This is a genomic window from Streptomyces sp. NBC_00557 (genome assembly GCF_036345995.1).
In the GTDB taxonomy this organism is placed as follows: Bacteria; Actinomycetota; Actinomycetes; order Streptomycetales; family Streptomycetaceae; genus Streptomyces.
The window spans coordinates 1,038,101-1,061,333 of record NZ_CP107796.1 but is presented as its reverse complement, the minus strand read 5'-3'; the positions used below and the strand labels follow the sequence as shown (position 1 = coordinate 1,061,333).

Annotated in this window: 17 protein-coding genes; 13 read left to right on the top strand and 4 right to left on the bottom strand. The window is 73.6% G+C overall.

The window, feature by feature from the left end; all coding sequences use genetic code 11:
• Positions 1–51 precede the first annotated feature (51 nt).
• On the top strand, positions 52–1,257 hold the full coding sequence (locus tag OG956_RS04070) for a transglycosylase family protein (protein WP_330336543.1): 1,206 nt from the start codon (positions 52–54) through the stop codon (positions 1,255–1,257).
• On the opposite strand, the gene OG956_RS04065 is transcribed toward OG956_RS04070, so the two are convergent.
• Positions 1,247–2,548 carry a DMT family transporter gene (locus OG956_RS04065; RefSeq protein ID WP_330336542.1) on the bottom strand — a complete coding sequence of 434 codons (1,302 nt, stop codon included), beginning with the start codon at positions 2,546–2,548 and terminating at the stop codon, positions 1,247–1,249. The two genes, OG956_RS04070 and OG956_RS04065, sit on opposite strands and share 11 nt — an antisense overlap.
• A 231-nt stretch (positions 2,549–2,779) precedes the next feature.
• On the opposite strand from OG956_RS04065, the gene OG956_RS04060 reads away from it, so the two are divergent.
• The 6 genes from OG956_RS04060 (at position 2,780) to OG956_RS04035 (ending at position 11,860) form a co-directional block, all read left to right on the top strand.
• Positions 2,780–3,529, top strand: coding sequence for a (2Fe-2S)-binding protein (locus tag OG956_RS04060; protein ID WP_330336541.1), 750 nt, complete (start codon positions 2,780–2,782; stop codon positions 3,527–3,529).
• Positions 3,530–3,569: 40 nt separating this feature from the next.
• Positions 3,570–4,721 carry a glycogen synthase gene (glgA, locus tag OG956_RS04055; protein WP_330336540.1) on the top strand — a complete coding sequence of 384 codons (1,152 nt, stop codon included), beginning with the start codon at positions 3,570–3,572 and terminating at the stop codon, positions 4,719–4,721.
• 50 nt (positions 4,722–4,771) lie between these two features.
• Complete coding sequence (glgC, locus tag OG956_RS04050; RefSeq protein ID WP_330336539.1) at positions 4,772–5,992, top strand: glucose-1-phosphate adenylyltransferase; 1,221 nt, start codon at positions 4,772–4,774, stop codon at positions 5,990–5,992.
• 166 nt (positions 5,993–6,158) lie between these two features.
• Positions 6,159–8,480 (top strand): GH92 family glycosyl hydrolase, encoded by a 2,322-nt coding sequence (locus tag OG956_RS04045; RefSeq protein ID WP_330336538.1) that lies wholly within the window; start codon positions 6,159–6,161, stop codon positions 8,478–8,480.
• Between the two features lie 157 nt (positions 8,481–8,637).
• A complete protein-coding gene (locus tag OG956_RS04040; protein WP_330336537.1) occupies positions 8,638–9,969 on the top strand; it encodes a wax ester/triacylglycerol synthase family O-acyltransferase in 1,332 nt (443 codons plus the stop codon).
• A gap of 397 nt (positions 9,970–10,366) precedes the next feature.
• Complete coding sequence (locus OG956_RS04035) at positions 10,367–11,860, top strand: SDR family NAD(P)-dependent oxidoreductase (RefSeq protein WP_330336536.1); 1,494 nt, start codon at positions 10,367–10,369, stop codon at positions 11,858–11,860.
• A 24-nt stretch (positions 11,861–11,884) separates the two neighbouring features.
• Here the strand turns inward: OG956_RS04035 and OG956_RS04030 are convergent, their stop codons facing one another.
• A complete protein-coding gene (locus OG956_RS04030) occupies positions 11,885–12,238 on the bottom strand; it encodes a hypothetical protein (protein WP_330336535.1) in 354 nt (117 codons plus the stop codon).
• Between the two features lie 406 nt (positions 12,239–12,644).
• Between OG956_RS04030 and OG956_RS04025 the strand changes: the two genes are divergently transcribed.
• Positions 12,645–12,818: a hypothetical protein gene (locus OG956_RS04025; RefSeq protein WP_330336534.1), complete on the top strand. Its 174-nt coding sequence runs from the start codon at positions 12,645–12,647 to the stop codon at positions 12,816–12,818.
• 61 nt (positions 12,819–12,879) lie between these two features.
• On the top strand, positions 12,880–13,374 hold the full coding sequence (locus OG956_RS04020) for a GNAT family N-acetyltransferase (protein WP_330336533.1): 495 nt from the start codon (positions 12,880–12,882) through the stop codon (positions 13,372–13,374).
• A gap of 3 nt (positions 13,375–13,377) precedes the next feature.
• Here OG956_RS04020 and OG956_RS04015 read toward each other — a convergent pair whose 3' ends face one another.
• Complete coding sequence (locus OG956_RS04015; protein WP_330336532.1) at positions 13,378–14,721, bottom strand: amidase; 1,344 nt, start codon at positions 14,719–14,721, stop codon at positions 13,378–13,380.
• Positions 14,722–14,940: 219 nt separating this feature from the next.
• Here OG956_RS04015 and OG956_RS04010 point away from each other — a divergent pair, with 219 nt between their 5' ends.
• The 4 genes from OG956_RS04010 (at position 14,941) to OG956_RS03995 (ending at position 22,143) form a co-directional block, all read left to right on the top strand.
• Positions 14,941–17,277: an alpha-L-fucosidase gene (locus OG956_RS04010; protein WP_330336531.1), complete on the top strand. Its 2,337-nt coding sequence runs from the start codon at positions 14,941–14,943 to the stop codon at positions 17,275–17,277.
• A 176-nt stretch (positions 17,278–17,453) separates the two neighbouring features.
• Positions 17,454–17,588, top strand: coding sequence for a hypothetical protein (locus OG956_RS04005; protein WP_330336530.1), 135 nt, complete (start codon positions 17,454–17,456; stop codon positions 17,586–17,588).
• A gap of 26 nt (positions 17,589–17,614) precedes the next feature.
• Entirely contained in the window at positions 17,615–18,862 is a 1,248-nt protein-coding gene (locus OG956_RS04000) for a glycoside hydrolase 5 family protein (protein WP_330336529.1), read from the top strand.
• Between the two features lie 260 nt (positions 18,863–19,122).
• Positions 19,123–22,143 (top strand): alpha-mannosidase, encoded by a 3,021-nt coding sequence (locus tag OG956_RS03995; RefSeq protein WP_330336528.1) that lies wholly within the window; start codon positions 19,123–19,125, stop codon positions 22,141–22,143.
• A 225-nt stretch (positions 22,144–22,368) separates the two neighbouring features.
• Here the strand turns inward: OG956_RS03995 and OG956_RS03990 are convergent, their stop codons facing one another.
• Positions 22,369–23,097: a FadR/GntR family transcriptional regulator gene (locus OG956_RS03990; protein ID WP_330336527.1), complete on the bottom strand. Its 729-nt coding sequence runs from the start codon at positions 23,095–23,097 to the stop codon at positions 22,369–22,371.
• Between the last annotated feature and the right edge of the window lie 136 nt (positions 23,098–23,233).

The window sequence follows — 23,233 nt, the reverse complement described above, 5'->3', positions numbered from 1 at the left end:
CGCGGCGCTTACTTTTGGCGCCTCCTGACGCATGCCGAGGGGACATCGGACATGGCCGTACGCGGCCGGCATCGCCGGTACCAGCCGAACAGGATCAACCGCGCCTCACTCACCGTCACGGCGGGCGGCGCCGGCCTCGCGATCCCGCTGGTCGCCGCCGGCACGGCCGACGCGGCCGACGCGTCCACCTGGAACAAGGTCGCCGCCTGCGAGTCCAGCGGAAACTGGGGCATCAACACGGGCAACGGCTACTACGGCGGGCTGCAGTTCACCCAGTCGACCTGGGAGGCGTACGGCGGCACCCGGTTCGCCCCGCGTGCCGACCTCGCGAGCCGGGAGGAGCAGATCGCCGTCGCCGAGCGGGTCCTCGACGGGCAGGGGCCGGGCGCCTGGCCGGTCTGCTCGGTGCGGGCCGGGCTGAACCGGGCCGAGGCCGACCCCGGCGCCCACCCGGACAGCGCCGCGACACGGCCCGCGCGGAGCGAGAAGACCGTGCAGAAGACCTCCGTGCGGGAGAAGACCTCCGTGCGGGAGAAGACCTCCGTGCGGGAGGTGCGGCCGCAGACCACTCCGCAGTCCCGCGCCGGCCGCGCCGAGATGTACACCGTGGTGCGCGGCGACACCCTCTCCGGGATCGCCGACGACCACCACGTCCGCGGCGGCTGGCACGCGCTCTACGCCGGCAACCGCGCGACGATCGGCGCCGATCCCGACCTGATCCTGCCGGGCCAGCGGCTCGCCCTGCACGGCACGGCCGCCCCCGGCACCGAGTCCCCGGCCGCCGCCAAGTCCCCGAAGCGGAAGGCGCCTGCGGAGCACAAGGCCGCGCCGCACCGGACGAAGAGCACCGGCCGCACCGTCGTGGCCCCGGTCGACGCGCCCATCGGCACCGGCTACCGCGTGGCCGGCGCGCACTGGTCGAAGGGCTACCACACCGGCGTCGACTTCCTCGTGCCCACCGGCACCGCCGTGCACGCCGCGGAGGCCGGGCACGTGGTGGCCGCGGGCTGGGGCGGCAGTTACGGCTACCAGGTGGTCATCCGGCACGCCGACGGCCGCTACACCCAGTACGGCCACCTGTCGGCCATCTCCGTGCGGATCGGGCAGACCGTCACCGCGGGCCTGCGCATCGGCCGGTCCGGGGCCACCGGGAACGTCACCGGCCCGCACCTGCACTTCGAGGTGCGGACCGGACCCGGCTTCGGCACGGACATCGACCCGCTCGCCTATCTCCGGGCCGCGGGGGTCAGGATCTGACGCGCGTACAGCCGTGCCCGTCCGGCACCGGCAGCGGCAGCCCGAGGGCCGAGGACAGGGTGAGGTACGACGCGGGGAGCGGGCCGGACTCCGGCGGTTCGCCACCGCCCCTGCCGTCCCTGCCACCGCCTCCGAGCAGCTCCCGCAGTGCCGGTTCGCCGTCCAGCCCTGCTGCCGGCAGGTCTCGCAGGGCGGCCGGTTCGCCGTCCCGGCCGGCTCCGAGCAGCTCCCGCAGCGTCGTCGGCTCGTCGCGCACGCCGTCGCCCTCGGCCGGCCCGGCGTGCTGCGGATCGGCCCGCTCCGGACCGGCCCCCTCCGGCCCGGCTTCCGCGGACCCGCGCTCCGGCACGCCGGAGAACGCCTCGGTCTCCGCAGACCCCCGCGGCTGCGGCACGCGGGGGAACGCCTCGGCCGGCAGGAGCGGCTCCGGGCCGGTGTCCGGCGCCGCGGCCGCCCCGGTGTGTTCGATGCGTTCGGTCGTCAGCATGATCAGGCCGCCCGCCGCGACCACCCCGCAGCTCACCGCGAGCGCGGTGCCCGTGCCGCCGTAGCGGAACGCCTCCCCGAACATCAGGATGCCGACGGCGGCCGCCAGCACCGGGTTGACGACGGTCAGCGTGGCCAGCGGGGCGGCGAGGCCACCGCCCCGGTAGGAGGCCTGGGACAGCAGGACGCCGGCGGCCGAGAACAGGGCGATCACCGCGAGCGAGGGCACGTCGTCCGTCTCGATGCCGTGCGTCCAGTCCACGGCCACGGTCTTGGTGAACACCGACGACATGCCGAACGCGACGCCGGAGGCGGTGGCGAGCAGCACGCTGCGCACCGCCGGATTCCGGTGCGCGGCCCGGCCGGCGCACATCAGCGCCACCACCGCGCCGCCGGTGACCAGTGCGACCGCCACCCGCTGGGCCGGGCTCAGGGAGGAGGTGCTGTCGGCGGAGCCGACCAGAGCCAGCAGGCCGGCGAGTCCCGCGGTGGCCATCACCGCGCCGCGCCAGGCCGTCGCCCCCGCCCGGCGGCCGACGCACAGCGCCGCCAGGGGCAGCGCGAAGACGATGGTCAGCGCGCCCAGCGGCTGGACCAGGCTGAGCGGCCCGTAGGCCAGCGCCACCACGTGCAGCACGCCACCGAGACCGTTGAGCCCGAGCGCACCCCACCAGCCCGCCCTGCGCACCGGCACGTAGGCGCTGCCGGCCGAGGACACCGCCACCTGCTCCTGCACGATCGCGGCCGCCGCGTAGGCGGCGGCGGACACGAACGACAGGAGCACGGACAGCGCGAGGGCGCTCATCGGTGTCTCCGGGGCGGACGGCGGCGGGGGCCCTGGGCCCGGCGCGACGGTCGGTCGGCTTCCATGGTCGACACTCTGCCCGGCCGCGCCGTTCCCGTCGTCGTCCCTGAGCACGCAATGCCTCCTACTGCCGATGGAGTACACCGCCCGAGCGATCATCCTCGGGACGGGTGACGCGGTGCCGGGGCCCGCTCCCGGGCCACGGGAAGGCACCTGATAGCACTACTGGTCGTGGACCTCGACCCCGCTCTCGCCGCGCTCCGCCCGCTCGGCGGCTTCTTCGTCCTGCGTACGGCCGCGGACCCGGCCGGAGCCGCCGGCGGGCCGGACACCGGGCGCCTGCCCACGCTCGCGGAGACCTACGCGGGGCCGGCGCCGGACGCCCTGACGGCGCGGGTGGCCGTGGTCGCGGACCGGCTGCGCACCGCCGAGCCGCGCGTCGCCGCCTCCGTCGCCCAGCAGGGCCTGGCCGCCCGGCTGTGGTCCGCGGCCCTCGGCTGCGCCGTCCTGTACGGCCGGACGCCCGACCTCGACCCGCGCCTGCTGCGCTGGGATCCGCACGCCTCCGCGCCCGACGACCTGCGCCTGACCGAGCTGCGCCCGTTGCCCGGCGACGCCGCCGCCCTCGCCGCCACCGTGCTGCACGGGCATCTGGCGCCCCTGGCCGAGGCGTTGAGGCACCGCTACGGCAGCGCCCCCGGACTGCTGTGGGGCAACGCGGGCTCCGCGCTCGCCGCAGCGGCCTGCGCCCTGGAGAACTGGGCCCGCGCCCACGGCCGTACCGACGCCGCCGAGCGGACCCGCGCCCTGGCGGACGGCCTGTTCGCCCACCCCCTGCTGCGCACCACCGGCACCCGTACCGGCGCCGCCTTCCGCCGCCGCAGCTGCTGCCTGTACTACCGGGTGCCCGGCGGCGGGGTCTGCGGCGACTGCTGCTTCACGCGGCCGCCGCGCTCTTCCCCCGGGGCGGCATCTGGGTGACCATGAGGGGAACCTGCCGCCGATGCCAGGGGGTTGTCCGGTGCGAGTGGGACTGCTGACCCGGGAGTACCCCCCGGACGTGTACGGCGGCGCCGGTGTCCATGTGGAGTTCCTCGCCCGGGAGCTGGCCTCGCTGGTGGACCTGGAGGTGCACTGCTGGGGCGAGGGCCGCGGGCTGGGGGTCGTACGCCACCGGCCCTGGTCCGCGCTCGACGGCGCCAACGACGCGCTGCGCACCTTCTCCGTGGACCTGTCCATCGCCGCCGCCCTGGAAGACCGCGAACTCGTCCACTCGCACACCTGGTACGCGAACCTCGCCGGGCACGTCGCCAAGCTGCTGCACGGCGTTCCGCACGTGGTCACCGCGCACTCGCTGGAGCCGCTGCGGCCCTGGAAGGCCGAGCAACTGGGCGGCGGATACGCGCTGTCGAGCTGGGCCGAGCGCACCGCGATCGAGGCCGCCGACGCGGTGATCGCCGTCTCCGGAGCCATGCGCGAGGACGTCCTGGCCTGCTACCCGGCGCTCGACCCGGCCGCCGTGCACGTCGTGCACAACGGCATCGACACCCGGCTGTACCGGCCCGACCACGGCACCGACGCCCTCACCCGGCACGGCATCGACCCCGCCCGCCCGTACGTGCTGTTCGTCGGCCGGATCACCCGCCAGAAGGGCGTGCCCCATCTGCTGCGCGCCGTACGGGACATCGACCCCGGCGTGCAGGTGGTGCTGTGCGCGGGCGCGCCCGACACCCCGGAGATCGACCGGGAGTTCCGGGAGCTGTTCGAGGAGCTGAGCCGGGTGCGCGCCGGGGTGTTCTGGATCCCGCAGATGCTGCCGCGCCCCGAGGTGATCCAGCTCCTGACGCGGGCGGCCGTGTTCGCCTGCCCCTCGGTGTACGAACCCCTCGGCATCGTCAACCTGGAGGCGATGGCCTGCGGCACGCCGGTCGTCGCCTCCCGGGTCGGCGGGATCCCCGAGGTGGTGGACGACGGCCGGACCGGCCTGCTCGTCGACGTGGACGACGACTTCGAGCCGCATCTCGCCCGGGCGCTGGACACCGTGCTCGGCGACCCGGAGGCGGCCCGGCGGATGGGCGAGGCCGGACGGCGGCGCGCGGTGGAGGAGTTCGGCTGGGACACGGTGGCCCGGCGCACGGCCGCGCTGTACGAGGAGATCCTCAAGCAGGCTTAGTCCCGCCTGCTCGGGGCATCCATGGTGGAACCAGGGTGAGGGGAGCGGCCATGCGTCGTGGAGGGCCTTCCGTACTCGGGATCGTACTGGCGGGCGGCGAGGGAAAGCGGCTGATGCCGCTGACCGCCGACCGCGCCAAACCGGCCGTCACCTTCGGCGGCACCTACCGGCTCGTCGACTTCGTCCTGTCCAACCTCGTCAACGCCGACGTGCTGCGGATCTGCGTGCTGACCCAATACAAGTCGCACTCGCTGGACCGGCACATCACCACCACCTGGCGGATGTCCAGCCTGCTCGGCAACTACGTCACACCAGTCCCGGCGCAGCAGCGCCTCGGCCCGCGCTGGTACCTGGGCAGCGCCGACGCGATCCTGCAGTCGCTGAACCTGATCCACGACGAACAGCCCGAGTACGTGGCCGTGTTCGGCGCCGACCACGTCTACCGCATGGACCCGCGGCAGATGCTGCGGCAGCACATCGAGGGCGGCGCGGGCGTGACCGTGGCCGGCATCCGGGTGCCGCGCGCGGAGTCCTCCTCCTTCGGGGTCATCACACCGGGCCCGGACGGCCAGGCCGTCGAGCGGTTCCTGGAGAAGCCCGCCGATCCGCCCGGCCTGCCGGACGACCCGGAGTGCGTGTTCGCCTCGATGGGCAACTACATCTTCACCACCAAGGCGCTCGTCGAGGCGCTGCAACGGGACGCCGAGGACAGTCAGTCGGCGCACGACATGGGCGGCTCGATCCTGCCCCAGCTCACCGCCCGCGGCGAGGCCCAGCTGTACGACTTCGCCGAGAACCACGTGCCCGGCGAGACCAGCCGCGACCAGGGGTACTGGCGGGACGTGGGCACCCTGGACGCCTACTACGACGCGCACATGGACCTCATCGCCGAGCGGCCCGCGTTCAACCTCTACAACCGCCAGTGGCCCATCTACACGCACTCCGGCCAGCTCTCGCCGGCCCGTTTCAACGCGGGCGGCATCGCGAGCGAGTCCATCGTCAGCGCGGGCTGCCTGATCCGCGGTCAGGTCACCCGGTCGGTGCTCTCCCCGGGCGTCCGCGTCGACCCCGGCGCGGTGGTGCAGGGCTCGGTGCTCCACGACAACGTGCACGTCGGCCGGGGCGCGGTGGTGCGCGGCGCCGTCCTGGACAAGAACGTCGAGGTGCCGCCGGGCGCGACCATAGGCGTCAACCCCGAGCGCGACGCCGAGCTGTACACCGTCTCCAAGGGCGGGGTGATCGCCCTGGGGAAGGGCCAGCGGGTGCCGTAGGACTCCCGTGTCCGGACCGGCCGCGACCGGGACCCTGACGCGCCGTCATCGTCCCGGTGTGCCCCGGGGCGACGCGTTCGGCTCGATCTTCGTACCTTGCCAGGTTTTGAGTCGTTCGACCTTCAGGATTCAGACACCGATGTCGAACCTGCGGAGGTCATCCGACATGAGAGGGACCCGGCGCACGCGGCTGTGCCTGGCCGGGGTGATGGCAGCGTCCGCGCTGATCGCCACCCCCGCCGCACGGGCCGCAGAGCGGACCGACGGCCACCTCACCGATCTGGTCAACCCGTTCATCGGGACCCAGGACGAGGGCAACACCTTCCCCGGCGCCGCCGTGCCCTTCGGCATGGTGCAGCTCTCCCCGGACACCGGGCACAGCACCGGCTACGACTACTCGCAGAACCGTATCCGCGGTTTCTCCCTGGTCCATCTCTCGGGCGTCGGCTGCCGCATCGGCGGCGACCTGCCCGTCCTGCCCACCACCGGAGACGTCACGCAGACGGACTACACCCGGTACGCCGCCCGGTTCTCGCACCGGGACGAGACGGCGAGCCCCGGCTACTACCGGGTCGGCCTCGCCTCCGGCGTGCGCGCCGAGCTGACCGCGACCGAGCGCACGGGCGTGCAGCGCTACACCTTCCCGGCCACCGACAAGGCCAACGTGCTGCTGAACGCGGCCCAGGCCCTGCACAAACCCGTCTCCAGCACCGTCGAGATCCTCGACGACCACACCGTGCGCACCGAGATCACCGGCCACGGCTTCTGCCGCGACACCGGCCCCTACACCGTCTACACCATCACCCGCTTCAGCCGGCCCTTCACCGCGTACGGCACCTGGGACGGCGAGACGCTCACCCCGGGCTCCCGCAGCGGATCCGGCGGCGCCTACGTCCGCTTCGACACCACCGGGGACCGCACGGTCGAGGCGACCACCGCACTGTCGTACGTCGACGCGCGCGGCGCGGCCCGCAACCTGGCCGCCGAGGGCCGCCGGTCCTTCGACGCCGTACGCGAGCGGGCCCGCGAGGAGTGGGAGACACGGCTCGCCGCCGTCCACGTCCAAGGCGGCACGGACACGCTGCACCGGACCTTCTACTCGTCGCTGTACCGGTCGTTCCTCGCGCCCAACATCGGCAGCGACGCCGACGGCCGCTACTTCGGCTGGGACCGCCGCGTCCACCGGGCCAGGGGATACACGTACTACCAGAACTGGTCGCTGTGGGACACCTACCGCACCCAGGCCCAGCTCCTCGCGCTCCTCGCGCCGCGCGAGGCACGGGACATGGCCCGCTCGGTCGTCGCGATCGACGAGGACGGCGGCTGGCTGCCCAAATGGGGCTACGGCCCGGTCGAGACCAACATCATGAGCGGCGACCCGGTCACCCCGTTCCTGACCACGGCCTACCAGACGGGGCTGCTCAAGGGCTTCGAGGAGCGGGCCTACCGGGCGCTGAGGAAGAACGCCGACGGCGTCCCGCCCGCCGAGTACCCGGGGATCGGCCGCGAGGCCAACGCCGAGTACCTCGCGCACGGCTTCGCCCCGTACGACAGGAACCGGCCGTACGCCAAGATGGGCGACACCGACTACCACCACGGCGCCTCCGTCACCCTGGAGTACGCCCTCGCCGACGCCATGCTGGCCCAGATGGCGCGCGGTCTGGGGCACCACGCCGACGCCGCCCGCTTCGCCGCCCGCGCGGACAACTACCGGAACATCTTCGACCCCGCCACCGGCTTCTTCCGCGCCCGCGACGCCTCCGGCGCCTTCACCGGCTCGCCCGACCCGGCGCGCGGCGACGGCTTCCACGAGGGCACCGCCTGGCAGTACCAGTGGCTCGTGCCGCAGGACGTGCCGGGCATGGTGCGGCTCATCGGCGGGCGGCGCGCGGCCAACGCCCGGCTGGACTCCTTCTTCGCCTACGACCGGCTGCTCGCCGACCCCGCGAGGACGGCCCGCGAGGTGTGGGTGCACGGCGACGCGTACGACTACTACAACGCCGACAAGTACAACCCGATGAACGAGCCCGACCTCATCGCGCCGTACACCTACCTGGCCACCGGCCAGCCGTGGAAGACCACCGACGTGGTGCACGCCGCCCTGACCCTGTTCACCGACGGCCCCACCGGCATGACCGGCAACGACGACCTGGGCACGATGTCCGCCTGGAACGTGCTGTCGTCCATCGGGCTGTTCCCGATCCAGCCCGGCTACGACACCTGGGGTCTGTCCACGCCCGTCTTCGACCGCGTCGACCTCACCCTGGACCGCCGCTACTGGCCCGGCGGCCGTCTGACGATCACCGCGCCCGGCACCTCCGCGACCGACCGCTACATCCAGTCGGTCCGCACCGACGGCGCACCGCACGGGCGGACCTACGTCACGACGGGTGCGCTGCGCTCCCTGCGCTCGCTCGCGTTCACGGTCGGCCCGCGCCCGTCAGAGTGGGGTACGTCACCCGACGCGGTGCAGCCGGTCCTGAAGTGACCTCACCGTTCCCTCGTGTCCCGCCCCTTTCGGCGGAGGCGGGACTTAATCTCCCGTTAACTGAGCGTAGCCTGATCGTACTTGACCGTAATCAGCTGACAGAGATTGACTGCGTGTGACTTCAGATCCACCCGTCGTCGACGCGTGAGGCAAGCCCGTGACTTCAGACCTGCTCGCTCCCCTCGATCTGGCGTTCTGGAACATCGAGTCCGACCGGCACCCGATGCACCTCGGCGCGCTCGGCGTCTTCGGCGCTCACTCGCCCACCGCCGGGGCGCACGCCGCCGACCTGCTCGCGGCGCGCGCCGCCGCCGTGCCCGGGCTGCGCCTGCGCATCCGCGACGTCTGGCAGCCGCTCGCCTTCGGCGGCGCGGCCCGGGAACCCGCCCCGGACTTCGACCCGCTGAACCACGTACGGCTGCACGCCCCGACCGCCGACTTCCACGCCGCCGCCGGCCGCCTCATGGAGCGCCCGCTGGAGCGCGGCCGGCCGCCGTGGGAGGCCCATGTGCTGCCCGGCGAGGACGGAATGTCCTTCGCCGTGCTGTTCAAGTTCCACCACGCCCTCGCCGACGGGCTGCGCGCGCTGAAGCTCGCCGCCGGCATCCTCGACCCGGTGGACCTGCCCGAGCGGGCGCCGCGCGCCATCGAGCCGCCGCGCGGGCTGCTGACCGATGTGCGCCGGCTGCCGGGGCTCGTCCCCGGCCTGGTCAGGGGCGCGCTGTCCGACGTCGGCCGGGCCCTGGACATCGGCGCCTCCCTCGCCCGCTCCACGCTCGGCATGCGGCCCGTCTCGGCGCTCACCTCCGCGCCGACCGGCACCCGCCGCACCGCCGGCGTCGTGGTGGACATCGACGACGTGCACCGGGTGCGCAAGACCGCCGGCGGCACGGTCAACGACGTGCTGATCGCCGTCGTCGCCGGGGCGCTGCGCCGCTGGCTGGAGGAGCGCGGCGACCGTACGCAGGGGGTCGCGCCCCGCGCCCTCATCCCGGTGTCCCGGCGCCGTCCGCGCACCGCGCACCCACAGGGCAACCGGCTCTCCGGCTATCTGATACGGCTCCCGGTGGACGAACCCGACCCGCTCGGCCGCCTCGGCACCGTGCGCTCCGCGATGGTCCGCAACAAGGACGCGGGGCCGAACCGGGGCGCCGGCGCGGTGGCGCTGCTCGCCGACCACATCCCGGCCCTCGGGCACCGGCTCGGCGGGCCGCTCGTCGGGCAGGCCGCCCGGCTGTGGTTCGACATCCTCGTCACCAGCGTGCCGCTGCCGGGGCTGGGGCTGCGGCTGGGCGGCCACGAGCTGAAGGAGGTCTACCCGCTGGCCCCGCTCGCGCCGGGCCAGTCGCTGGCGGTGGCCATCTCCACGTATCGCGGGCACGTGCACTACGGGCTGGTCGCGGACGCGCAGGCGGTGCCGGACCTGGACCGGTTCGCCCACGCGGTGTCGGCCGAGCTGTCCACGCTGCTGGCGGCGTGCGAGGTGTGAGCACCGGCGCGCGGCCTCGGCCTCCGGCCGGGAGGGGGTTCCCACCCGCACCACCCGTGCGGCTCTCGTCGCCTGGTGCGGGTGGCCCCCGCGGGGCGCCCCCACCGCCGGCGGCCGCCGGGTGGGCAGGGGGCCGTTCCGGCGGTGGCCTGCGTGCGGCTGTCCGCCGTGTCGCCCCGCAGGGGTTCGGCTGCCGGTTCCCGTCCGCGGTCTCCGCGGGCCGCTCCGCGCTCCGGCGGTGGCCTGCGTGCGGCTCCCTGCCCCGGCCCGCGTTTCGCGCCCCCGTCCCGGCCTCCGGCACGCGTTTGGCCTCGGGGGCCGGTCCTCCGTAAAATTCCCCGTTCGAAAGCGGGCGCGAGTCGGAGCGCTGCGCGGGTGAGAGGGAAGCGGCAGCGCGATGACGGTGACAGAAGACGGCTCCATGGCCACGGAGGACGTGGTCCACGGCCCCGGTATCGACCCGGAGCGGCTCGCCGTCTGCCTGAGCGTGCTCGAGGAGCTGGACACCCTCGACGTCGACCACCCGGACGCGATCAAGGTCCGGCGGGCCACCTCGCACATCTACCGCATGGTCAAGCAGCGCCGCCGCCAGGAGCGCCGCGCCGCCAAGACCGCGCACGACCGCGCCGTCACCGAGGCCACCGCCACCGGCTCCGCCGAGCGCATCGACGACGAGACCGAGGGCATCCTGCCGTCCTCCAAGGTCGAGGAGGGCCGGATCGCGGGCATACTCCAGCGCCCCCGCTCCTGCTACGTCTGCAAGACCCGCTATGTCGAGGTCGACTACTTCTACCACCAGCTCTGCCAGAAGTGCGCCGCCGAGAACCGCGCCAAGCGGGACGCCCGCGCCGACCTCACCGGCAAGCGCGCCCTGCTCACCGGCGGCCGGGCCAAGATCGGCATGTACATCGCGCTGCGCCTGCTGCGCGACGGCGCGCACACGACGATCACCACGCGCTTTCCCAAGGACGCCATCCGGCGCTTCAAGGCGATGGAGGACTCGGCGGACTGGCTGCACCGCCTGGAGGTCGTCGGGATCGACCTGCGCGACCCGGCGCAGGCCGTGGCCCTCGCCGAGCAGGTCGCGGAGGCGGGCCCGCTCGACATCCTGATCAACAACGCGACGCAGACCGTGCGCCGCCTGCCCTCCGCCTACGCGGCGCTGGTCGAGGGCGAGTCCGCCCCGCTGCCCGCCGGCGAACTCCCCGCCCACCACGTCATCGGCGCCTTCAACTCCGGCGCCGTCGACGGCATCGCCGCGCTGCCCGCCGGCACCAGCGGCCTGGACGCCCAGAAGGTCGCCGACCTCGCCCTCGTCGCCGGCAACGCCAGCGTCGCCCGGCACCTCGACGGCACCGCCATCGACGCCGGCGGCCTCGTCCCGGACGTCGTCGACAGCAACACCTGGGTGCAGACCATCGAGCAGATCTCCCCGGTGGAGCTGCTGGAGACCCAGCTGTGCAACTACACGGCGCCGTTCATCCTCATCAGCAAGCTGCGCCCGGCCATGGCCGACGCCGCGAAGAAGGCACCCAGCGGGCGCGCGTACGTCGTGAACGTCTCGGCGATGGAGGGTGTCTTCAGCCGCGGCTACAAGGGCGCCGGGCACCCGAACACCAACGCCGCCAAGGCCGCCATGAACATGGTCACGCGAACCAGCGCGGCCGAGATGTTCGAGACGGACGGCATCCTCATGACCTCCGTGGACACCGGCTGGATCACCGACGAGCGCCCGCACTACGACAAGCTCCGCCTCGCCGAGGCCGGCTTCCACGCGCCCCTCGACCTGGTCGACGGCGCGGCCCGCGTGTACGACCCGATCGTCCGAGGCGAGGCGGGCGAGGACCTGTACGGCGTCTTCCTGAAGGACTACGCGCCCGGCAAGTGGTGAGCCGGCCCCGCACCTTCCGTGGCGTCAGTCGACGGCGCCCAGCCGGGAGTTGCGGGCCGCCACCAGTTCCAGGACCGTACGCCAGTCCTCCAGGACGCCCGCGTCGAAGCGCGCCGTGCGGCTCTCCTCGTACGCCTGGCGCAGCCGCAGCGCGTCGTCGTCCGCCGGGCCGGCGCCGCCGCGCACCAGCCGGAACACCCGCTCCCCGAGCAGCGGCCGCACCGCCTCGGCCGCCCCGATGCCGTACACAAGCCCCGCCACCTGCAGCTCCTTGTCGGCGGGGTGCCCGCGACGCAGCAGCGCGGCGGTTCGCAGCGCGTGCTCGTGCCGGCCGACGTACAGCAGATCCATCAGCTCCTCGACGCTGCGCAGCTCCATGCGTCAGTCCTTCCGCGAGACAGCCGTTGCCGCTCATCAGCAGATCATGACGAGCTTGCGCCCCGGCCAACGGCACCTGAACTGCGCCACGTGTAGCCCGTGCGGGTGATGCGCTCCACGCGCGGGTGATGCGCCCGGCCGCACATAGCCGCATATTGACAGGTATGGAGGGGCCAAACGACTTCTGATGGTTACACCTTGTTTGCACTCCCGATCGAGCGCGGGCCCGCTCATTTGGGTACCCTGAAGGGGCGGACGGCACGATCGGGTCCCACCCAGACCCGCTGTCCGCAGCGGCGCCACCGCGCCCGGACTGGCCTTCCATCCAGACCCGAGCGGGCGCCGACTGCCGGAGCGCAGACTGACCGGACGCCCCCGAGGGCGACCGACACATAAGGAGTGCGCGGTGACACCGGAGAAGACGAATCGCGAAGAGCGCCCCAAGGAACGCACGGAGCGTGCGGGCCGCCGGCCCGGAGAGCTCGGCAGCCTCGACGTGTGGGCCCGGTCGGCGCCCATCCGCCTCGCGGGTTACGAGGAAGACCTCGCCGAACCCCACATCCTGCCCAGCGTGGACTGACCCCGGATCCCACCCTTCACGAGCGCCGCGTGCGTGGGCGTGACCTGACAGACTCGCGCCCATGCTGATCAGACAAGCCGTGGCCGACGACTGGCCGCGGATCTGGCCTTTCTGGCACCGGATCGTCGCCGCCGCCGAGACCTACGCCTGGGACCCGGACACCTCCGAGCAGGACGCCCGCGCGCTGTGGATGCACCCCGCCAAGCGCGTCTACGTCGCCGAGGACCGGGCCGGAGCCGTGACCGGCTCGGCGTACCTCACCCCCAACTACGGCGGGCCCGCCGCCCGCGTCGCCAACGCCGGTTTCATGGTCGACCCCGACTGCACGGGCCGGGGCATCGGCCGCGCCCTCGCCGAACACGTCCTGGCCGAGGCGAGGGCCCAGGGCTACCGGGCGATGGTCTTCAACGCCGTGGTCGAGACCAACCCCGCCGTCGCCCTGTGGACCTCCCTCGGTTTCACCGTCCTCGGCACCGTCCCGGAGGCCTTCGACCACCCCCGGCACGGCAGAGTGGGCCTGCACATCATGTACCGGTCGCTCGAACAGCGCGGCTGACGATCAGGCCACCGGCGCCGTCCGCGGCCACGGGCGCAGCCGCTCCAGCTCCTCGGCCAGCTCCAGCAGCACGCCCTCCGACCCCGGCGGGCCGGCCAGCTGCACGGCGCAGGGCGCGCCCGAGGGAAGCGTGCCGAACGGCACCGACATCGCGGGCCAGCCCGTGAGGTTCCACGGTGGCGTGAACGGCGAGTACGCGGTGTTCGCGAGCACGTTGCGCAGCCAGCCGCGCTCGTGCCACGGGCCGGCCGCGGGGGAGCGCCGGGCCAGAGCCGCGGTGAGCAGCACGTCGTGCTCGGCGAAGAAGGGCGCCAGCCGGGCGCGCAGCCGCTCGCGGCCGTCCCCGGCGCGCACCGGGCCCACGAACCGCCGGCCCACCGCCGCGTGCACCCGGGTCCGCCGGGCCAGCAGCGTCCGGTCCAGGCCCTCGGCGTCCACCGCGGTGCCGGCCGTCCAGTGCGTCAGCGCGGTCACCCCCAGGGAGAGCGGGTACGGCGGCTCGGCCCGCCGCACCCGGTGCCCGGCCCGCGTCAGCATCCCGGCCGCCTCCCGGACCGCGGTCGTATACGGTCTGCTCACGCTCACCCCGGCGAGCGGGCTGCGCACGGCCGCGGCGATCCGCCGGCGCGGCGGCTCCTCCGTGCGCGGCAGGCCGGCGTCCGCGAGGACGCCCAGGACCAGCCGCAGGTCCTCGACCGTGGTGGCCAGAGCGCCGTTCTCCGCCATGCCGAACCAGTCGCCGTTGCCGATCCCCGCCGGCACCACGCCGTGCCCCGGCTTCAGCGTGACCAGGCCGCAGTTGGCCGCCGGGATGCGCAGCGAGCCCATGCCGTCGTTGCCGAGCGCGACCGGCACCAGTCCCGCGGCCACCGCGGCGGCGCTGCCGCCGGAGGAGCCGCCCGCGGTGCGCGTGGTGTCCCACGGATTCCGGGCGGTGCCGTACGGGCCCTCCGTGGTGCCGAAGACACACAGCTCCGGCACGTTCGTCAGGCCCACGACCACCGCGCCGGCCGTCCGCAGCCGGGCCACCGTGACATGGTCCTCGGCGGCCGGGGTGTCGGGGGTGGCGGCCGAGCCGTCGCGGCGGGACTCGCCGCGCACCGCGAGATTGTCCTTCACCGCCACGGGGACGCCCGCGAGCGGCAGGCCGGCCAGACCGGTCCGCGAGCCCACCTCGTCGGCCTCGGCGAGAGCGGCCTCGCCCCGCACCTTCCGGAAGGCCCCGATCCGCCCGTCCAGCCGCTCGATCCGCGCGAGGTGCTCGGCCACCACCTCCCGCGGTGTCACCCGCTTCTCGCGTACGGCGGCGGCAATCTCGGCGGCACTCCGCCCGGCCCAGTCACCCACGGGCACTCCTCGCTCGGTCCTCGGCTACTCGCTGGTACGCAGCACGGCGCAGGGAGAACTGTGCCCGCTCCGATGGAGTACGTCGAGACACCGTTCACCTGTCGCACCCCGTCATCCGATCAATGCCTGAACTCGGTTTGCCTGCAGCCCCGTTGACAGCGTCTTTACGGCGCCACCATCATCAGACATCCGATGAATCGGAGTTAATGGGAGCCGCTCATGAGCATGTATCCCAGACGGCTGGTCCTGGGCGCGGCGGCCGGGGCGACGGCAGTGGCCGCCCTGCCGCTCACCGCCGCGACACCCGCGCAGGCCGCCGGACGGCAGGCGCCGTGGGCCACCGTCCCCGACCCGGTGCCCGTCCCGCTCGGCGCCCTCTACGACAACGACGGCATCGACACCGCCTCCGCCCGCGGCGGCGACTTCGACGGCTCCGGTTACACCTTCCCGGGCGAGGAACTCCCCGCGGGCCGCATCGAGGTGGACGGCGTCCCCTTCGACTTCCCCGCACCGACGGCGGGCGCCGGGAACAACGTCGTCGCGCTCGGCCAGCGCATCGACCTGCCCCGCGGCCACTACCTCTCGGCCGTCTTCCTCACCGCAGGGAGCTACGGCGACGCCTCCGGCCAGGCCACCGTCCACTACGCCGACGGCTCCACCAGCACCGCGGCCCTCGGCGGCGCCGACTGGTACGCGGCGGGCGGTCCGCTCTCGGCGCCGTACCGCTACACGCCGGACGGCACCAAGGACGAGCACACCGTCGGCATCGGGACATCGGAGGTCTGGGTCGACCCCCGGCGCGAGGCCGTCGCCGTCACCCTGCCGGTCACCCACCCCGCCGCCGCGAACAAGACGTCCCTGCACGTCTTCGCCCTCTCCCTGCAACCCGTCGCGCAGGGACGGGCCCTGGCCCTGCGCGACGCCCACTCCACCGCCTCCCTGCTGGAGGCCACCGGCGCCCAGAGCGTCGAGGCCACCGTCGTCAACGCGGGCACGGTCCCGATCCTCTCCGGCGACGACGTGTCCGTGCGCGTCGACGTCCCCGGCGCCCGCACGGTCGAACCCGCCCGCATCCGCCGCCTCGACCCCGGCGAACAGGCCCGCGTCCGCATCGGCATCCGCAACCGCGCGGGCACCGCCCCCGGCACCCGGCAGGACGGCACGGTGACCGTACGCGGCCGGGGCGCCCAAGCCGCCTCGGCGCCAAGCCGGCTGACCCTCGGCGTGGCCGACTACCGGCCCACCGAGGCCTCCCTCGCCGGACATCAGGCGCCGTACTGGTTCCAGGGCGCCAAGTTCGGCATCTTCATCCACTGGGGCGTCTACTCGGTGCCCGCCTGGGCCCCGGTCGGCAAGCAGTACGCCGAGTGGTACTGGGACCAGATGCAGGACCCCGGCAACCCGACGTACGCCTACCACCGCGCCACCTACGGCCAGGACTTCGCCTACGACGACTTCATCCCGCGCTTCACCGCCGAGCGCTTCGACCCGCGCGCCTGGGTGGAGCTGTTCCGCGACGCCGGCGCCCAGTACCACGTGCTGACCTCCAAGCACCACGAGGGCTTCGCCCTGTGGGACACCAAGGTCTCCGACCGCAACGCCGTGCGGATGGGCCCCCGACGGGACCTGGTCAAGGAGCTGTTCGAGGCCTCCCGGCGGTACGCCCCCGAACTCCACCGCGGGCTCTACTTCTCCATGCCGGAGTGGTTCAACCCCGACAACCCGTGGATGGGCCACGCCCCGCGCAACCCGTACACCCTGGAGCCGGTCCCGTACACGGGATACACCGCGGGCAAGGACTACGTGCACGACTACCAGGCCCCGCAGATGCTCGAACTGATCCACGGCTACGACCCGGAGATCATCTGGTGCGACATCGGCGGCGTGAACGACAGCCTCCATGTCCTCGCCGAGTACTTCAACCACGCCAAGAACCGGGCCCGCCCGATCGACGTGACCGTCAACAACCGTGCGGGCATCGCCTTCCACGACTTCACCACGCCCGAGTACACGACGTACGCCAACACGGTCGTCGCCAAGTGGGAGTCCAGCCGGGGGCTCGATCCGTTCAGCTACGGCTACAACCAGGCCACCCCGGACGCCGCCTACATGACGGCCGAGGAGGTCGTGCGCAGCCTGGTCGACATCGTTTCGAAGAACGGCAACTTCCTGCTGGACATCGGTCCGCGCGCCGACGGCACCATCGCGGACATCCTGCAGACCCGGCTGCGCCAGACGGGCGCCTGGCTCAGGGTCAACGGCGAGGCGGTCTACGACACGACGTACTGGTCGCGGATGGCCCAGCTCGGCGAGGACCTGCGGTTCACGGTCCGCCCGGACGAGGCGTTCTACATCCACTCGCTGGCCGAGCCGGGCGCCAAGCTGACCGTCGAGGCGCCGGTCCCGGTGCGGCCCGGGGACAAGGTCACCATGCTCGGCCACGACCGCCCCCTGACCTGGACCGTCTCGGGCGGCTCGCTGGTGATCGACGTACCGGAGGCCGCACGGAAGGCGGGCCGGTACGTGTGGGTGTTCAAGGTCGACTGGCGGGCCTGAACGCCTGCGCGCAGGCACGCAGACCGGGCGGGAGCGGCTGCAGGGGCCGCTCCCGCCCGGTGCTCCCCGGCGCCGGCCGGCACCTGCCAGATCCCTTCGCCCCGTGCGGAAGCCGTCCGGACGGCCGTCGCGGCCATCGGCGCCCCGCGAGAGGCTCGGCGCCCTCAACGTGCCTGGTGTCAGGCGCGGTCGTCCGGGACGGCCGCCGTGCTTCCCCGGCCCGTCAGGCGCGGCACCGGCTCATCGCCCTCTTCGCCTGCCTCCAGCGATACTTCTTCCGCGGCGTCGGCGAGGGCGCCGTCAAGGGCTGAACACCCGTACGCCACAAGGACACTCCATGCCCCCTGCCGTGCGCTTCGGCGTCAACTACACCCCCAGCGTCGGCTGGTTCCACCACTGGCTCGACTTCGACCTCGACACCGTGCGCGCCGACCTCGACGCGATCGCCGCGCTCGGCCTCGACCACATCCGCGTCTTCCCGCTCTGGCCGTACTTCCAGCCCAACCGCACCCTGGTCCGGCCCCGCGCCGTCGAACACCTCGTGGCCCTCGCCGACGCCGCCGCCGAACGCGGACTCGACGTCAACGTCGACGGGCTGCAGGGGCACCTGAGCAGCTTCGACTTCCTGCCCGCCTGGACCCGCACCTGGCACCGCCGCAACCTCTTCACCGACCCCGACGTCGTCGACGGCCAGGCCGCCTACCTGCGCACCCTCGCCGCCGCCCTCGCCGGCCGGCCGAACTTCATCGGCATGACCGTCGGCAACGAGGTCAACCAGTTCGCCGCCGGCCCCCACCCCGACCCCGACCGGATCACGCCCGAACAGGCCGAGCGGTGGCTCGTGCGGATGCTGGCCGCCTGCGCCGAGGGCGCCCCGGACCGGCTGCATCTGCACGCCTCCTACGACGCCGCCTGGTACCAGGACGACCAGCCCTTCACCCCCGGCCACTCCGCCCGCCTCGGCGACCTCACCGCCGTGCACTCCTGGGTGTTCAACGGCACCGCCCAGCGCCACGGCCGTGCCTCCGTGCCGGCCGAGCACCACGCCGCCTACCTGGTGGAGCTGAGCAAGGCCTGGGCCGAGGAGCCGCACCGGCCGGTGTGGCTCCAGGAGGTCGGCGCGCCCGTGCCCCTCGTGCCCCCCGAGCACGCCGCCGCCTTCACCGAGGCGACCGTCGCCCACGCCCTGGACTGCCCGGACCTGTGGGGCGTCACCTGGTGGTGCTCCTACGACGTCTCCCGCGACCTCGCCGACTTCCCCGAACTCGAGTACGGGCTGGGCCTGCTGACCAACGACCGCACGCCCAAGGACGTCGCCCGCGTGCTCGCCGGCGCCGCCCGCGGTCCGCACACCGTCCCCGCACCGCGCACCACGGCCCTCGTCGTACCCGGCGACCCGGGCCGCCGCTCCCGCTGCGCGCCCGGCGGAGCCGTCTTCGACGCCTTTTTCCGCCTCGTCGCCGACGGCGCGCGTCCCACAACCGTGCTGGACACGCGCGCCGACGACAAGGAACACCTCGCCGCGCGCGGCGTCACCGAGCTGGTCGCTCCCGACCAGGTACTCCCCGCCGTTCCCGGGCAGTGAGCGGACATGAGCCGCGACGGGGAGGCCCTGAACCATCTCTCTGGTGGAGCAGGGGCCCCGCGCGCCGGCGCCGGACCCGGCGTCCCAGACCGCACGATCACGCGGTCCCGTTGCCCTTCTGGCACCGCAAGCGGGGAGAGACGGTCGCGCGGTTCGAACCGCGCGCCGTGGGGGAGCTGTACAACACCTCGGTCCCCGTGACCGTCACCCACCCCTGGTAACGACCGTCACCACCCCGGAACCCGCAGGGAGCAGCCCGCATGCATGACGACCGTACTCTGGTGGAAGCCCGCCTCAGGCGAGTCCTCGACGAACGCATCCGCCCCGCCGTGTACCCCGAGTCCGTGCCGCTCCAGGTCGCGGTGTGGCACGCGCCCGGCGAGCCCGTGCCGGTCGAGGAGGGCCTCGCCGCCGAGCCGGAGCCCGTCCAGGTCGGCGCCCGCTGGGGCGCTCCCTGGGGCACGAGCTGGTTCCGGGTGACGGGGACCGTGCCCGAGGCGTGGGCCGGCAAGACCGTCGAGGCCCTGCTCGACCTCGGCTTCGACGAGAACATGCCCGGCTTCCAGTGCGAGGGCCTGGTCTACCGGCCCGACGGCACCCCGGTGAAGGGCCTCAACCCGCGCAACCAGTGGGTGCGCATCGGCGCGCCCGTGGCGGGCGGCGAGGAGGTGCGCCTGCACATCGAGGCCGCCTCCAACCCGGTCATCCTCGGCTACCGCCCCTTCGTGCCCACGCGGCTCGGCGACAAGGACACCGCCGGCAGCGAGCCGCAGTACACCCTCACCCGCATGGACCTCGCCGTGTTCGACGAGACCGTGTGGCAGCTGGTGATCGACCTGGAGGTGCTCGGCGAGCTGATGGCCGAACTGCCCGTCGACTCCCAGCGCCGCTGGGAGATCCTGCGCGCGGTGGACGGTGCGCTCGACGCCGTCGACCTGCAGGACGTGAACGGCACGGCCGGCCGGGCCCGCGAGCGGCTCGCCGGGGTGCTCTCGGCGCCCGCCGTGCCGTCCGCGCACCGGATCAGCGCCGTCGGGCACGCGCACATCGACTCGGCCTGGCTGTGGCCGCTGCGCGAGACGGTCCGCAAGGTGGCCCGTACGACCGCCAACATGACCGCGCTGATCGAGGACGAGCCGGAGTTCGTGTTCGCCATGTCCCAGGCGCAGCAGTGGGCATGGGTGAAGGAACACCGGCCCGAGGTGTGGGCGCGGGTGAAGAAGGCGGCCGCCGAGGGGCGGTTCGTGCCGGCCGGCGGGATGTGGGTGGAGTCGGACACCAACATGCCGGGTTCGGAGGCGATGGCCCGCCAGTTCGTGCACGGCAAGCGGTTCTTCCTCGACGAGTTCGGCGTCGACAACGAGGAGGCCTGGCTGCCCGACACCTTCGGTTTCGCCGCCGGGCTCCCGCAGATCATCCGGGCGGCCGGCTCCAGGTGGCTGCTGACGCAGAAGATCTCCTGGTCGCAGACGAACAGGTTCCCCCACCACACCTTCTGGTGGGAGGGCATCGACGGCACCCGGATCTTCACCCACTTCCCGCCCGTCGACACCTACAACTGCTCCATGAAGGGCAGCGAGATCGCCCACGCCGCCCGCAACTTCCGGGACAAGGGCGCCGCCCGGCACTCGCTGGCGCCCACCGGCTGGGGCGACGGAGGAGGCGGCACCACGCGGGAGATGGTCGCCAAGGCGGCCCGGCTGCGCGACCTGGAGGGCTCGGCCACCGTCACCTGGGAGACACCGCGCGCCTTCTTCGAGAAGGCCGAGGCCGAGTATCCCCAGGCGCCGGTGTGGGCCGGCGAGCTGTACCTCGAACTGCACCGCGCCACCCTCACCAGCCAGGCGAAGACCAAGCAGGGCAACCGGCGCAGCGAGCACCTGCTGCGCGAGGCCGAGCTGTGGGCGGCCACCGCCGCCGTGCGCACCGGATTCCCCTACCCCTACGAGGAGCTGGACCGGATCTGGAAGACGGTCCTGCTGCACCAGTTCCACGACATCCTGCCCGGCTCCTCGATTGCCTGGGTGCACCGGGAGGCGCGGGCGACGTACGAGCGGATCGCCGGGGAGCTGAACGAGATCATCGGGGCGGCGCAGCGGGCCCTGGCCGGAGAGGGAGAAGCCGAGCTGGTCTTCAACGCGGCTCCGCACGAGCGGTCCGGAGTCGCCGCCGGAGCGGCCGCCGTCCCGGCCCGGACGGGCCACACCCGGCTCGCACCGCGCGAGGGCGGCGGTTTCGTCCTGGACAACGGGCTGCTGCGGATCGGGATCGACCCCCGGGGCCTGGTGGTCTCCGCCTACGACATCGCCGCCGACCGCGAGACCGTCGCGCCCGGCAAGGCGGCCAACCTCCTGCAACTGCACCCCGACTTCCCGAACATGTGGGACGCCTGGGACGTGGACTCCTTCTACCGCAACACCGTCACCGACCTCACGGACGCCGACGAGGTGAGCGCCGGGGAGGACGGGATCTCGGTGCGGATCCGGCGGAGCTTCGGCGCCTCCCGGGTCACGCAGGTGCTGTCGCTGCCGCCCGGCGAGCGGCGGCTGCTCGTCGACACCGAGGTCGACTGGCACGAGACGGAGAAGTTCCTGAAGCTGGCCTTCCCGCTCGATCTGCACGCCGAACGGTACGCCTCCGAGACCCAGTTCGGGCACGTCTTCCGCCCCACCCACACCAACACCTCCTGGGAGGCGGCCAAGTTCGAGGCGTGCAACCACCGCTTCGTCCACCTTCAGGAGCCCGGCTGGGGCGTCGCGGTCGTCAACGACTCGACGTACGGCCACGACGTGACCCGCACCGTGCGCACCGACGGCGACCGCGGTACGACGACCACCGTCCGCGTCTCCCTGCTGCGCGCCCCGCGCTTTCCCGACCCCGAGACCGACCAGGGCGTCCACCGCTTCCGGCACGCCCTGGTCCCGGGCGCCTCGATCGCCGACGCGGTCCGCGAGGGCTGGCGGATCAACCTGCCGGAGCGGCGCCTCACCGGCGCCCACGAGGTCGCGCCGCTGGTCACCGTCGACAACGACGCCGTCGTCCTGACGGCCGTGAAGCTCGCCGACGACGGCAGCGGGGACGTGGTGGTCCGCTTCCACGAGGCCCACGGCGGCCGGGCCCGCGCCACCCTCACGGCCGGTTTCGACGTCGCGGACGTCACCGTCACCGACCTGCTCGAACGGCCGGGCGGCGACACCGAGCCACCGGTGCGCGACGGCGAGCGGATCACCGTACGGCTGCGGCCGTTCGAGCTGGTGACGCTGCGCCTGCGCAGGAGCTGACCGGCGGGCCGCCCGCGTCGGTCCGCCGGGGGCGAGGCGGATGGCCCCGGCCGCACGCGATGCCGGGTTCCGTTGCACGGGCCCTGGCACCACGGGCCGGCGGGCGCGGCGGCGGGGCCGCACGCGGGGGTGATTCCGGGACCGGTCCCGCCCGGCGCACAGCGCGGCGGCCGCCCGCCGGGCCCGGTCCCGCCGGCCCCTGTCCCCACCCGGCGCGGCCGTCGCCTACGCGTCGGCCTGCGTGCCCCCGCTCCGCCCCCCGACCTGGGCCCGCAGCCACTCCTCCACCTCGCCCACGTGCGCGGCCGCCGCCGCGCGCGCCGCCTCCGGGTCCCGGGCGGCCAGCGCCCGGTGGATGGCGGCGTGTTCGCGGCGGGTGCGGGCGAAGGCGCCCTCCTCCTGGTAGCCGCGCCAGACGCGGGCGCGGAAGGTGCGGGACGACAGGCCCTCGAGGATGGCGGCCATGGTCTCGTTGCCCGCGGCGGCGGCGATCTCACGGTGGAAGGCGAGGTCGTGGGCGAGGATCTCCTCGGGGTCGTCGGTGGCGTTCATCGCCGCCAAGTGCTTCTCCACGGCGGCCAGTTGGCCTTCGGTGATGCGGGCGGCGGCCAGCGCGGTCGCCGTCGACTCCAGGATCCGGCGAACCTCCAGGAGCTCCACCAGGCGCGGGCCCCGGGACAGGTCGGCGACCACCCCGAACGTCTCCAGCAGGTCGCCGGCCTCGAGAGCGGTGACGTAGATGCCGGAGCCGTGCCGGGCCTCCAGGACGCCCATCACCGTCAGGGCGCGGATCGCCTCCCGCATCGAGCTGCGGGAGATGCCCAGCCCGGCCGCCAGGTCCCGCTCGGTGGGCAGCCGCTCGCCCGGCTCCAGCCGGCCCTCGGCGATCATCGCCTTGATCGCCTCGATGGCGCGCTGGGTCACCGTCCCCTTCTGCGGGGCTTCCTCGTCCACGCCGCTCCTCCTTCCCCCGGGTCCGCCGCAGTCTAGCCACCACAGTGGTCGGACCACTACGGCCTCAGCGCGTGAATTTCCCGTGCACGAGGGTGTTCTCGCGGCTTATTGGTCTGATAAGTATGCGGCGTCTGCT

Bases quoted from the DNA above. Each gene is read 5' to 3' on its own strand.
- OG956_RS04045 (WP_330336538.1), top strand. From the start codon at position 6,159: ATGAGAGGGACCCGGCGCACGCGGCTGTGCCTGGCCGGGGTGATGGCA.
- OG956_RS04070 (WP_330336543.1), top strand. From the start codon at position 52: ATGGCCGTACGCGGCCGGCATCGCCGGTACCAGCCGAACAGGATCAAC.
- OG956_RS04010 (WP_330336531.1), top strand. From the start codon at position 14,941: ATGAGCATGTATCCCAGACGGCTGGTCCTGGGCGCGGCGGCCGGGGCG.
- OG956_RS04065 (WP_330336542.1), bottom strand. From the start codon at position 2,548: ATGAGCGCCCTCGCGCTGTCCGTGCTCCTGTCGTTCGTGTCCGCCGCC.
- OG956_RS04035 (WP_330336536.1), top strand. From the start codon at position 10,367: ATGACGGTGACAGAAGACGGCTCCATGGCCACGGAGGACGTGGTCCAC.
- OG956_RS04000 (WP_330336529.1), top strand. From the start codon at position 17,615: ATGCCCCCTGCCGTGCGCTTCGGCGTCAACTACACCCCCAGCGTCGGC.
- OG956_RS03995 (WP_330336528.1), top strand. From the start codon at position 19,123: ATGCATGACGACCGTACTCTGGTGGAAGCCCGCCTCAGGCGAGTCCTC.
- OG956_RS04030 (WP_330336535.1), bottom strand. From the start codon at position 12,238: ATGGAGCTGCGCAGCGTCGAGGAGCTGATGGATCTGCTGTACGTCGGC.
- OG956_RS04020 (WP_330336533.1), top strand. From the start codon at position 12,880: ATGCTGATCAGACAAGCCGTGGCCGACGACTGGCCGCGGATCTGGCCT.
- glgC (WP_330336539.1), top strand. From the start codon at position 4,772: ATGCGTCGTGGAGGGCCTTCCGTACTCGGGATCGTACTGGCGGGCGGC.